The organism is Thetidibacter halocola (assembly GCF_018224955.1).
Classification (GTDB): Bacteria; Pseudomonadota; Alphaproteobacteria; order Rhodobacterales; family Rhodobacteraceae; genus Thetidibacter; species Thetidibacter halocola.
The window spans coordinates 167,920-182,342 of sequence record NZ_JAGTUU010000001.1 but is presented as its reverse complement, the minus strand read 5'-3'; the positions used below and the strand labels follow the sequence as shown (position 1 = coordinate 182,342).

General features: G+C 67.3%; 1 protein-coding gene (running past one end of the window). It reads left to right on the top strand.

All coding sequences use genetic code 11. From position 1 onward, the window contains the following. A protein-coding gene (locus tag KB874_RS00790; protein WP_212534629.1) for a putative Ig domain-containing protein crosses the window boundary here: on the top strand, positions 1 to 14,423 show its final stretch. The gene continues 24,037 nt to the left of window position 1, outside the view; the window shows 14,423 of its 38,460 coding nt (coding positions 24,038-38,460); its start codon lies beyond the left edge, outside the window; it ends in the stop codon at positions 14,421 to 14,423.

The following is a 14,423-nucleotide window of genomic DNA, read 5'->3' as shown; positions in this document are numbered from 1 at the left end:
GCGCGCGGCAGACCATCGTGATGCGGGCGACGCTGGAGCCAGTGAAACCCGATGTGCGGATCGAGCTGACCCCCTCCTTCCCGGTTGCGCCGGGCCAGCCGGTTCTGGTGACGGTGGTCGCAGACAGCCTGGCCGACATCACCGGGATCCGGTTCTTCGTCGACGGGGTCGAAACGGCGCTGGATGCGCGCGGGCGGGCGACGATCACGCCGACCGTGCCGGGCAAGGTCGCGCTGCGCGCCGTCGCCGTGGATGCCGACGGGATCGAGGGCGTGGCGGACCTGCCGCTCAAGGTGCGCGATCCGGCCGACCGGTCGGCGCCGATGGTCTTCTTCGATGACGACCTGCGGGCGCGGCAACTGTCCGGGGTGGTCGACATCGCCGGGATCGTGGCGGATGCCAATATCGACACCTGGACGCTGGACCTGATGCGCGCCGATGGCAGCGCCGTCCTGCGCAGCCTGGCCTCGGGCGATGCCGTGGCCGGCGGCGTGCTGGCGCAGCTGGACACGCGGAGCTTGCAAAACGGCTTCTACCGTCTGCGGCTGAGCGCCATCGACATCGGCGGCCGCTCCAGCCGGTCGGACCTGACGATCGAGATCAACGGGCAGGACAAGCTGACCGGCCATACCGACCGCCGCAGCGACCTGGCCGTGACGCTGGGTGGCATCGGCCTTGTCCTCGATCGCCGCTACGACGCGCTGTCCGGTGCGGATGCGGATTTCGGCACCTGGTCGGCCGGGTTCGACACCGATCTCGCGCTGAACCTGCCGCGCACCGGGCGGGAATCCTTTGGCATCTACAGCGCGCTTCAGGCCGGCAGCCGGTTGTACCTGACGCTGCCCACGGGCGTGCGCATGGGCTTCACCTTTGCGCCGGTCGAACAGATGGTGGGCCCGGCGACCTTCTGGCGGCCACAATGGGTCGCCGACCAGGGCGACTGGACGCTGGCCTCGTCGGACATGATCCTGCGCAAGACCGGCGGGCGGTTCTATGCCGCCTCGGACGGGCTGCCCTACAACCCGACCGATCCTCAGTCTGGCGGCGTGCAGCCTTTCCTGCTGACCGCGCCGGGCGGCACGCAATACGTGCTGAACGCCGGGGGCGAAGTGCAGGAGATCCGCGTCGCCGGAGAGCGCCTGTTCATCGGCCAGAGCGGCATCACCGCGACCAATGGCGACGTGCTGTCCTTCCTGCGCGACGAAGCAGGGCGGATCGTTCGCGCCACGGCGCCGGACGGGCGCACGCTGATCTACACCTATGACGACGCGGGCCGCCTGACCGGGGTACGCCAGCTCCAGGATGGCAGCGGCGTTCGCTACGGCTACGATTCCGAGGGCCGGCTGAGCATCGCCGCCGAGATCGGTGGCGCCGGTGACGCCATCGAATACCTCCCCGACGGCAGCACCCGCCTCGTTCCCATCGTCGAGGACCTGGGCGGCGTGGGCAACTTCACCGGGCGCATGATCCTTGGCACCGGGCCCGCAACCTATGCCCTGACCATCCGCGACAGCGAGGTGGCCGGCGCGGCCGGCGGGCGGTTGATCCTGCGGATCGCCACCGATTCCGCGACCCAAGTGCCCAGCATCGAGGGCGCCGCCCTTCTGAGCCTCCAACAGGGCTCGAACGGGTCCGTGGCGCTTTACAGCTTCGAGGCGGGCGGCCTGCACCGGCTGAACGTGGCCGGGGCCGGTGACTTTGTCCTGACGGTCGGCCTTGCCGGCGACCTGAACGCGGACGGGTCGGTCGATGGCACGGACAGCGCGTTGCTGCGCGACGCCGGGGCGGGGACGGATATCGACGGCAATGGCGCCGTCGATGCCCAGGACCGGCAGGTTCTGAACGTCAACTTCGGGGTGCGCCGGAACGCGGCGCCAACCGTTGCGGCGACGCTGCCTGTGGTCTTTACCCATGTCGAGCTGCCCTACCTGCTGCGTCTGGACGAGATCGCCACCGATCCCGATGGCGACACGGTGTTCTTCCGGATCGCCTCGACCGAGAACGTGACGGCCACCTTCACGCCGGATGGACAGTTCCTGCGCGTGCGGCCGGTGGATGGCTATCACGGCGCCGGGTCGGTCACGGTGGTGGCCGATGACGGCTATGCGGCAACCTCCGAGATCACCATCGACGTGACGGTGTCGGACGCGGCGCTGACGCAGATGGACTTCCTGATGCGCCGCTACCTGTTCGACGCGCCGGGCGAGGTCTCGGGCATGGTTCTCGTTGGCCAGTTCGAGGACCAGGCCGACGTGATCCTGCCCTTCGACTATGTCGACGTCCTGTCTGCCGATCCGTCGGTCATCCGCGTGGCCGATACCGGCCTCGTGACGGCAATCGGCGAAGGCGACACCTATGTCATCGCGCGCCGCGGCGCGGTTGCGGCCGCCACCGCGGCGGCGGTGGGCATCGCCGATGACGGCGACGGGGCGATTGCGCAGATCTTCGGCATCGATGCCTATCCCGACACGGTCACGATCCTGCCCGAGGGCGGCCGGCGCCAGATCGTGACGGAACTGGGTTCTGGCCTCCAGGACTACATCGGCGGCGAGCAGGGCGTGGTCTATATCTCGGGCAACGAGTCTGTCGTCACCGTCACCGCCGATGGCCTGATCGAGGCGGTGGCGCCCGGCGTGACCACCGTCACGGTGATCTATCGCGGCGCCGAGGAGGTGCTGGAGGTCACGGTCGCCCCGCCGGTCGAGGGCAACACCGCCACCATCGGCGCGGCGGGCGGTGCCCTGCGCACCGCTGACGGTATGGAATTCGCCTTTGGCGCCGGGCAGATCGCCGGCGGCGACGCCACCGTGACCGTGACGGCGGTGGCTGAACAGGACCTCGACATCGTCGTGCCCGAGGCGCTGACCTTCCTCGCGGCGGCGGATCTCGAGATCATCGGCGGCACGCTGGGCGGGCCGATCCAGATGGGCGCGCGGGTCGATCCCTCGGTCGCGGCCCCGGGCGAGCAGGTGATGTTCCTCGTGGCCGACGATTTCACCGAGATATCGGGCGGCGAGTTCGGCAAGATCTGGCGGCTGGTCGACACCGGCTATGTCGACGAGAACGGCATTGCGCGCACCGCCTCGCCGCCCTTCCCGGGCCTGACCGAGAAGGGTTCGATCCTGGTGGCCAAGGCCAACCAGCCGACGCGCCAGGCATTCGATTGGGGCAGTGACCTGGCGGCCGCGGCGGGGATCGTGTCGATCGGGCTCGGCATTGCCTTTGCCACCACCGGCGGCCTGTTAGGGGCGGTCGCAGGGCTGAGCCTGGTGGGCGTCGGCACGGCGTTCCTGCTCAAGAGCCAGGCCGACCGCGTGGTGATCTACAAGAAGTATCTCGACGGCAAGGACTGGGAAAAGGCGCTGGAGCGCGACATCCCCGCGGGCGACCCCGCCGAAAAGGTCACGCTCAGCGTCACCCGCCCGTCCGGTTCCGTCCCGCCCGCCGCCGGCGCCGCGCCCTATATCAGCTCCGCCAAGCCGACGATCGAGGGCGGTAAGGTGCGCATCGAGTTCACCGTCGAGAACGCGATCTACGGCACCGACTCGCCGGCGTTCGGCGCCTTCGGATCGGATATCGAGGACACGCGGGTCAAGTTCGCCATCGGCAATAACCTTCACTACGTCACCGGCGCCGCATTCGACGTCGGCTCTGTCAACGCCTCCTCGGGCAAGGCGACCTTCGTGATCGACGCGCCCGAGGGCATCCTGCTGGGACGCGCGCGCATAACCTTTGAACGGCCGCAACCGGGTGGCGCCGGCGGGGATCTGGACGGTTGGTCCTATGGCACGCGCGCGGTGGAATCGACGCCGATCCAGGTCAAGAACACCCGTGGTTACGGCGGCATGGGCGCGTCGGACGCGGCCGGCAACACCATGCTGCAAATCTTCGACGTGCTGGCCGAGGGCGCGACCGCGGACGCTGACGCGGAAAGTACCGAGCTCGTGGCAAACGTGTTGCTCAAGGACGGTTTGACCGACCTGCGCGGCTGGCCCAACGACGTTCTGATGGCGCCCGACCTGTCGGCGGCCTTTGTCGCCACGACCAGCGGTATCGCGGTGGTCGACATGACGCTGCTGCGCCAATACGACACTGACGCGGACTCGCCCGGAGCCGACATCATCAAGGTTCCCGGTGGCAACGTCCAGAAACTGACGATCAGCGGCGATGGCAGCTTCCTGTATGCGGCCGGCACCGGGAAGATCTTTGTCATCGACATGCGTCCGGGATCGTCCACCTATCTCCAGGCCGAACAGATTTCCCTGCCGGCAGAGTTTGACCTGCCCGGATTGGCGGGCAAGATCAACGATATCGAACTGTCCTCGGACGGGTCGAAACTCTATGTCGCGGTGCCGCTGGCGCCGATGTTCGGACAGGACGGCTGGGCGCGCAGCCCGCTGAGCGCCAAGAAGGGCAAGATCGTCGTCATCAACGTGGATCCCGCCGACCGGGGCAAGCCGTCCTTCCACCAGATCATCAAGATCCTCGATGCCGGTGTCGATCCTTATGACATTGACGCAACCTCGGATCCGAACCGGCTCGTCTTCGTGGCACGCGGTGAAAACCGCTCGGGCTTCTACACGATCCGTGTCACGGACCCGAACCCGGACAGCTATGCTGCGACGGTTTCCAAGTTGCCGACGCTGAGCGATGGCGCATCCGACACGCGCCGCTCTCTGGAACTGAACCTGAAGCCGATCCAGGTCCGCTACGACCCCTTCGTCTTCGGTCCCTACATCTTTGATCGCTACGTTCGCGGCACCAGCCAGCGCTACGACCTCGACATCCGCTATCCGGTCGCGGTCGAGATCGCGCCGGACCTGTCCTATGCCTTCGTCGCCGACTACGACCTGTCGCGCTACCTGACGATGAACGATGCCGAACTGGCCTATTACATCGAGCAATATCATGAGCTTGGAAACAAGATCGGCCTGATCCGCAACCCGTTCGACCTATCGCAGGCGGATTGGGATAAGGCCGAGATCGAGCACATGTGGGGCACCGCCGGCCTGGTCGGCGCAACCAGCCCGATCCCCGACCAGTATCTGACCGAACTGGCGATGCGGCCCGACGGGTCGCAGGTGCTGGCGAATTTCCGCAAAGCCGGTGTCATCGTCACTCTGCGGGTCGACGAGGCAATCAAGGAAGCCGAAAAGGGCATCTCGAACGGCAAGGTGGGGCAGGTCAACCGCGAGGTGCCGATCGACCTCGACTATCCCTACTGGAGCCTCAAGACCGCCATCGCACCCGGCAACCGCGAGAACGTCTACGGGCCGGGCTTAGACGTGCAATTCTGGGGCCGCGGCCTCGATATCCAGGGCGAGGCACTGGTCGAGCTGATCCGGCCCAGCGGCGTGACCCAGGTCAACGGCACGGGCAAGCAGCCGCTGCGCTTCGAGGTGCACCTCGACCCGCGCAAGATCGGCCAGTCGACCTTCATGATGGACCTGTTCATGTCCACCCAGAAGGCGGGCGAGGGCCTGTTCCCGAACGACGACTTCCGCACCCGCTACTTCCCGTCGAACGATCCCGAAAAGACCAGCGACTATAACCCGTGGCGACTGATCAACAGCCGCCAGACCGCCGGCACCTATGCCTTTGAGAGTGGCAACTACTACCTGCTGGGGCCGGATGGGTCGATCAAGGAAGAGCGCGCGCTGACCGCGGCCGACATCAACGGCGGGGTCCAGCTGAAACACGCGGTGGTCATCGAGGTGGCCGAGGGGCTCAGCCGCGTCCTGACCGGCGGGCAGGACTATTTCTGGGGTGTCGCCGTAGCACGCGGCGGTGGCCCGATCTATGCCGACGCGACCTTCGAGACGCCGCCGATCGTGGCCAATCCCAACGGCTTTGCCACGGTGCAGGTCGTCACGCACGGGTTCCAGATCGCCTTGATGCCGGACTCGCCCAATACGCCGCTGAACGAGGCGACGCTGGCAGCCTGGCTGGCCAATGCCGAGGTGCTGAACGAGGCGGCAGGCGGCGGCCTGATCGCGGTCTACAACCGACAGACCGGCAAGTTCCACGAATACGACCCCGTCAAGGTCGAGGGTTACCGGATCAGCGGCGTGCCCATCACCGCAAGTGACCTGCCCAAGGGCAAGGCGCTGACCCTCGTCATGGACTGGTATCGTGAGAGCGACATCTCGGATTCGGGATATTCCGAGGCCGCCGCCGACGCCTTCTTTGCCTCTCTGGTCGAACTCGACCGGGTCGGCGGGATCTTTGACAGCCCGATGCATTTCGTCGGCCACAGCCGTGGCACCGTGGTCAACTCCGAGATCATCCAGCGCCTCGGCACCCTGATCGAGGTGCCGCAGGGCAAGGACATGAACATCCACATGACCACGCTGGATCCGCACGACTTCAAGCAGGATTCGCTGAAGGTCGCGCTGAAATCGCTGGTCGAAAGTTACATCAAGGCCATCAAGCTTGCCGGCATCCTGATTTCGCTGGCTCCGCCGCCCGGCCCGATGATCGGCTCGGGCCTGCAGAAGATCGCCGGCTTCATGGAGGACATCTCCAAGCTGTTCTTCAAGGTCGGCGGTCTGCTTGGCCTTCAGGCGGCGGAAATCCCGTGGGACGATTTCAAGGACCCGAACGTCCAGGTCTGGTCGAATGTCGATTTCGCCGACAACTACTACCAGGAGACTGTCAAGCCGCCGACCAGCAGCGGCAGCGTCGGCGGGGCGGTGTCGAACCTGTTCAGCGGCATCGTCGGCACCTTCACCCAGACCACCACGCCAAACGGTACGGCGATCCCGACGACGAATGACGGCGCGGACAAGGTGCCCAGCCCCAAGGGCGTGCCGGACGTCCAGATCAGCTTTACCAAGTCGGCGGGCGGGTCGCCGCTGAACGTGCCGGGCTTCATCAGCGACGACATCATGGCGACGCCGCATTCGCGGATCACCAACTGGTATCTCGGCACGGCGGATGTGAACGCGCTGTTCATGGGCGGCGAGACGGTCTGGCGGACCGCCGGCGACCAGGGCATCGTGGTCGGCACTTCTGCCATGCCCAGCGCGATCCAGCAGGTCGGCGCCATCTTTGGCGAGAACTTCACCAAGCAGCCCTGGTATGGCGTCAACCTGTCCGCGTTCAACAACGGCAACTGGTCGGGCATCAAGGGTCAGTTGGACAAGTATTTCGAGTTCGCCGGTTTCAACCCGATCAACGGCACCAGCGCGAATTCGCTGCGAAACGAGGCGGTCGGCGTCGGGTTCTACTTCTCCGCCGTGGCGGGCGATCCCGAGATCCTGTCGGCTGTGACTGGCAAGACGCGCACCTCGCTCGATTTCGACAACACCGAGGTCGACCGTCCCAAGCTGGCCAAGATCCAGGATCCAAACAATCCGACCCAGCAGATCGACCAAGCCTATCCGGCGGTGCCGAGCATCTTCAACGGCGATTTCAGCCACGGCACGCGTCACGCCATGACGGATTACGTCAAGTGGCTGCTGGACAGCGCCTACAACAAGTATTTGGCGAACACGCTGAACATCCAGGAGGCCAAGGAAGCGGCCGTCAAGGACGCGACCGAGAAACTCACGGCCAGCGGTATCTTCGCCAGCGCCAAGAAATCCATCGGATCGGCCATCGATTCGATCCCCGACCTGCCGCCCGAACTGGGCCGCTTTCCGCTCAGCTACGACCTCCCCGGCTGGTCGATGCATGGCGGCATCGATCACGGTGCGGGGGATTTCACCGACGAGGGCGTCAGCTTTACCCTTGACATCTTCAAGAATGTGCTCGACGAAAGCTGGGGCTTCAACAGCCCCATCGACATCACCGGGCGGTTCCTGGTGAACCAGAACTGGATCGGCGAGTTGCTGGACGTGGTCGGCCGCGTGGCCAAGCCGCTGATCGACCGGGTGCTGGACAACATCGTCGAACGCTTCCGCAACCCGGCCTGGGATACCGGCCTGAACCCGGACGAAAAGGCGGCCCGTGCCAAGCAGAACATCGCCACGGCGAATGACGGCGTCCTCAAGCAGACCGGAACCAACGCGGATGGCAGCCCGATCCTGTCGGTGGTGGATGCCAATGACCCGACAAAGGTCCTGTTCACACCCGGTCAACTCGAAAGCCTGTCCGGCTCGCTGGTGAATTTCCTGGTGGATGACGGCGTGATCGTCGACCTGCTGGTCAAGGTGATCGACGAAACGATCAAGTACATCATCGAACAACCCGAGGTGAAGGCGTTCCTCGCCGACGTCAAGGCGCAGAGCGACGCCGCCAAGGCCAAGGATCCGAATGCCGTTGTCTTCGACATCACCGCCTTCTCGCTGTCGGGGGGCATCGGCCCGCTGGCCTGGATCATCGGGCGTCCGATCCGCACCGACAGCGTCGCCAACGAGAATGCCGACCGCGACTCTCGCCTGGCCGATATCGGCAAGGTGACGGCAATCATCCAGAAGAACCTGGGCGTGCTGCTGTCGCAGCTGTTCCCGAATGTCGACGTGAAACCCGATTACGGCCTGCTGATGGGCGGCAGCCAGGCGCTGAAGGAACTGATCAAGACCTTCACGCCCGAAGGCGGCTTTAGCGTTCCCTTCCTGGGTCACTTCGACCCGGGCCAGGCGATGATCGACTTCATCGACCAGGTCGGGCAGCTGGACAAGCTGACGCATAACCGCCTTTACGTCCCGCCGACCATGGAAACGCTGAAATTCGACGCCTTCATCCCGGTCAACTTCAACGACGATTTCCGGGCCGAGGCGATCTTTACCACCATCGACGGACAGACCTACACCGCCAACGCCACCTACAAGTCGCCCAAGACCGGCCAGACGGTAACCACACCCTATTTCGCCTTCCAGCCGGGCCTTTTCTCGAGCCAGACGGCGACCTTCACCATCCCGTCCGAGGTAAAGGGTCGCGTGGCGAACGTCACGATCAGGAACATCGGCCTCGAACGTGCGGCTGCCGCGACACCCAGCGAGGCGGTGCTGAACTTCCTCGAAAGCGTTCAATTGCTGGGCCTTGGTGACGGTGTGTCGGTTCTGATGGTCGTCGACGACATCCGCTTTGCGAAGCCCGGCTCGAACCAGACCGCCGCCGGTATCGGTGCGGGGGGTGTCGGAGAGCTGCGCCTGTTCGAGGCACAGGCGCTGGCCGAGGTGGCAGAAGGCATCTGGATCGACTCCGAACTCTGGGGCGGGGCGGCCGACTATCTCGACGGGTTCGAGCTGCGGGTGGCGGATCTGGATGGCGAGGCGCTGGCCTATTCCGAGGGCCGGATCATCACGCTCGACCTCGATGCGGCCGGCAATGGCTGGTTCATCGACGCGACGCCGGGGCAGGCGGAGGAATTCGAACCCGTCGATGGCGCGCCGCATGTCTACCGCGCGATTGCCGGCGGTGCGGCGGATGGGCGGGTCGACCTGCTGACCGTGCTGTTGCACGAGATGGGCAACGTCATGGGTCTGCCCGACCTGATCGACCCGACCGCGCCCGGATACGTGATGTCGAGCATCCTCGACACCGGCCTGCGTCGCCTGCCAATGGCCGAGGATGTCGGCGACCTGTCGCCGCCCGTCGCAGGGCCGGAGGCGCGGCCGCTGGTGATGAACCGGGCGGCCACCTCGGGCGGGTCAGCATCCGCTTCTGCCGGAGGCGCAACCGCGGCTCTGTCGGGTGGCACGCCGTCCGATTTCACCAACGGGGGCTTCTCGGGCGGCCTGTCGGGCTGGACGACCGTGGGCGACGTCACCGTCACAGCCGCGGGCGCGCGCCTGCACGAGACGCGGGGCGCGATGTCCGGTCTCAGCCAGACATTCGCCTTGCCCGCAGAGGTTACGGCGATCCAGTTCCGGGTCTCGGGCCTGTCGCTGGGGTCTGGCGGCAACGCGGCACCGGATGCGTTCGAGGCGGCGCTGTTCGACGCGAGCACGGGCGCGATGGTTCTGCCCGCCATCGAGGGCCTGGGCGGCACCGACGCGGTGCTGAACTTCCAGGCTGATGGTTCGCGCTTCGCCTCCTCGGCGGTCTCGGTGGTTGAAATCGGCGGCGACCTGATCGTGACTCTGGACCTGACCGGTCTTGCCACGCGGCCCGATGGCGTGACGCTGGCTTTCGACCTGATCGGCATGGGGGCCCTGGGCGCCGAGGTCACGGTCAGCACCGTGCGCCTGCTCGGCACCGAGCCGAACACCGCCCCCGTCGCGGTCGGCGAGACCGCCACGACGGTCGAGGATACGCCGGTTGACATCGACCTGCTGGCCAATGACAGCGACGCCGAAAACGATCCGCTGATCCTCGAGGTTGTCGGCGACCTGGGCGGCGCGACGCTGGTCGCCTTGGGCAACGGCGTCTTCCGCTACACGCCCGCGCCCGACGTGAGCGGCGAGGCGGTAGTGCGTTACCGGCTGTTCGACGGCGTCGACCGGTCCGATGTGGTGGATCTGACCATCACGATCTCGGCGGTCAACGACGCCCCCGTCTTCGACCCGCTGGACGACCGGACGGTGCCGCGCGGGGCCGAGGTGACGCTGACGCCGGTGGCGCGCGATCCCGATGCCGCACCGGGCGAACTGGTCTTTGCGCTGGTTTCCGGCCCGGCGGATGCAACCGTCGATCCCGAAACCGGCCGGTTGTCCTGGACGCCCGCCACGCTGGGCGACCAGTCCTTCACCCTGCGCGCGACGGACGGCGAGGGCGCTTTTGGCGAGACGACCTTCACGTTGCGGGTGCGCACCGCGCCGGTGCTGACGGCCGACAACGTCGCCGTCGTCCAGGGCACGGCCCTGTCCCACGCGGTTTCGGCAACGGACGAGGACAGCGCGGCGGGCCTGGTGTTCGAGAAAATCGACGGACCCGACTGGATCCTGGTCGATGCCGTGACCGGCGCCGTGACCGGCGACTCGACCGGCCGGATGGGCGAGGCCACGGTGAGCGTGCGTGTCACCGACCCGGACGGGCTCAGCGATACCGCCAGCTTTGTCGTGGACGTCAATGTGCCGCCCGCCATCACCGCCGGGGCGCTGATCGTGGTCGAGGGCGATGCGCTGGCGCTGGAGCCGGTGGTGACCGACCCCGATTCCGATCCAGCCGACCTGGTCTTTGCGCTGGAACCCGGCGCGCCGTCCTGGCTGTCGATCGATCCGGCGACCGGCATCGTCAGCGGGGACACCACCGGGCAGGTGGGGCCGACGACCTTCTCGATCCGGGTCACGGACGAGGCGGGCCTGTCGGCGGTGGCAGAGGTCACCGTCACCGTCCGGGCGCGTCCGGTCCTGCTGGCGACCGACACGGTCCTGGTCGAGGGCGCCGCGCTGGTGCATTCCGTCGATGCGACCGACGCGGACAGCCCGCGCGCCAGCCTGCGCTTTGAAAAGCTGGCTGGCCCCGACTGGATCACCGTCGATCCGGTCACCGGTGCAGTGACCAGCGACAGCCTCGGCCAGGTCGGCCGCTTTACCGTTACGGTCAAGGTCGAGGATCCCGACGGCCTGTCCTCCGAGGGCGATTTCACCGTGCGCGTCCTGGGCGTGCCCGTCCTTTCGCTGGCCGACACCACGCTGACCGAGGGCGCGGGCCTGGTTTTGGAACCGGCCGTCAGCGATGCGGACAGCCCGGCCGACAGGCTGACCTTTGCCAAGGTCGCGGGCCCGGACTGGATCACGGTCGACCCGGCAACGGGCCGCATCGCTGGCGACAGCACTGGTCAGGTCGGCGTGACGACGATCCGCATCCGCGTGACGGACGCCGAGGGCAACGCGGACGAGGCCGAGGCGCGCATCACCGTGCAGGGCCGACCGACGCTGGCCATCGCCGATGTCACGCTGGTCATGGGCGAGGCCCTTTCGCACCCGGTCACCGCCGGGGATCCCGACGGCCCGGCCAGCGCGCTGCGCTTTGCCAAGGTGAGCGGGCCGGACTGGGTTTCGGTGGATGCGCTGACCGGCCGGATCACAGGCGACAGCAACGACCAGCCGGGCGAAGTCACGGTGACCGTGGCCGTAACGGATGCGCAGGGCCTGACAACGCGGGCCAGCTTCACGCTGGACGTGAACGCCCCGCCGCAACTTTCCGACAGGACGGCAATCCTTGTCGAAGGCGAGGGTCTGGATTTCGACATTGGCGCAACCGATCCCGACGCGCCGGACGAGGATCTGCGGTTCCGGGCGATCTCGGGGCCGGACTGGATCACGGTCGATCCGCTGACCGGGCGGCTGTCGGGCGACAGCGCCGGGGTGGTCGGTCGGCACACGGTCGTGGTCGAGGCGGTCGACGCGGATGGCCTTGCGACCCGCGCCACGATGACCATTCGCGTGCTGGCCGTGCCGGTGCTTGTGGGCGGGTCGGTGACCCTGGTCGAGGGCGAAGCGCTGGCCTTCACGCCCTCGGTGAGCGATGCCGATACTCCGGCAGCGCAGCTTGTCTTTGCCAAGATGAGCGGCCCGGACTGGGTCACCGTCGATCCGGCGACCGGGCGCCTGCGCGGCGATTCGACCGGAGCGCCGGGTGAGACTGCGGTTCGAATTTCTGTCACCGATTCCAACGGCTTGTCGGACGAGGCTGATGTCTCTATCGATGTCAATTCCCGACCGGTTCTGTCCGGAAGCGGCGTGACCCTGGTCGAAGGCCAGGCGCTGTCGCTGCCGCTGTCGGCCCGCGATGCCGATCTCGGCTCGGGCGCGCTGACCTTTGCGATCGTGTCGGGCCCGGCCTGGATCGCCATCGATCCGGTCACGGGTCTTGTCACCGGTGACAGCACCGGCCATTCCGGCGCGGTTTCCGCGACCTTCCGCGTCACCGACCCTGACGGGTTGAGCGACGAGGTGACGCTGACCATCGACGTCAATGCCCGTCCGACCCTTGCGGTTGCGGACGTGACTCTGGTCCGGGGCGATGCGCTGTCCCATGCGGTCGACGCGACGGATGCCGATACCCCGGCCTCCGGCCTGACCTTCCGCCTGCTGTCCGGCCCGGCCTGGATCGTGGTCGATCCGGCCACGGGCCGCATCACCGGCGACAGCACCGGGCAGGCCGGCGAGACGATTGTCCGGATCTCCGTCACCGATGCGGACGGGCTGACGGCCGAGGCGTCGTTCTTGCTGGACGTCAACGCGCCGCCGGTGGCGCGGGACAGGACGGTGACGCTGCTGGCGGGCCGGCCGCTGTCGATCACGCTGGAGGCCGAGGATGACGACGGGTCGCCCGACGCGCTGACCTGGCGCCTGCTGGATGCGCCCGACTGGATCGCCTTCGATCCGGCCAAGCAGACCCTGACGGGCAATACCGCGGGCCGGTTCGGGCCAGTGACGGCCCGGCTGGAGGTCATGGATGCCGACGGCCTGATCGATGAGGCGACGGTCCAGATCAGGATCGCCGCGCCGGAAATCGAGGGCGGCCCGCGCCTGCCGGTCGTCGGTCGAGGCGGCAGCCGGCCGGTGTCGCCGCCGATCGAGGTCGATCTGCCGCCGATCCGGCTGACCCGCGCGACCCTGCCGGAATACCCGATCACCTTCGCCCGTTTCGGCGGCACGTCCTTCGGCAGCGGTGTGCACCTGATCCCGGTCCTGTTCCAGTCCGAGGGCGGCGTGCGCGAGATCGAACTGGAGGTCACCCACCGGGCCGGCAAGCTGTCGATGCTCGATGCGGTGCTGGGGGTCTGTCTGCCGTTCGGGGTCAGCGTCGACAGCACGATCACCGACCCCGACGGCGAAAACCCGGTGATGCGGATCCGCGTCTTCAGCGAGCAGCCGCTGCCCGCCGGGGTCATCGACCTGTTCCGCATCCGCGTGCTGCGGGGCGACGTGATCGCGGGCGCCGGGTTGCAGGTGAGGACGGTCACGATCAACGGCGAGCCGGTGACGGATGCGCCGGTCGTCACGCCCGACAATGGCGGCAAGGGCCCGGTGCGGATCGACCTCGGGGTCGGGCTGTCCCTGCCGGACCTGCCGCCGGCCAGTGTCGACATCGCCCTGGGCGGCTTTGGCGCCAGCGTGCAGGGGCCGCTGCTGATCGATCCCGACGCGCTGTCGGGCGGCTATGTCGGGCTGCGCATGTCGGGCCTGTCCTCGGCCTCCGAGGTGCGGATGATCCTGGGCTATGACGGCGCCGCGCTGCGGCCCATCGGCGGGCTGGCGACGCTGGAATCCGGCGAGTTGGCGGTCGAGGATCGCCCGGAACAGTCCGAGGTCGAGGTCCGCGTGTCGAACCTGCCCAGCCTGCTGGCTGACCTGGCGGTGCTGGCCTGTGTCGGCTTTGCCCGGCCGTTGGGCACTGGACGCGGCACCGGGACGGTCAAGCTGAAGAAACTGGTGATCGACGGCGCGGACGTGCCGCTGGACGACGAGATCGCGGACTGGATGGACGCGCCGGTGCAGTCCTATACTCTGACGCAAGGCGGCTCGGCCAACGGGTTGAAGATTCCCTTCGCCCTGCCGGAGCGCCTCAACATGCCCGAGCGCTGA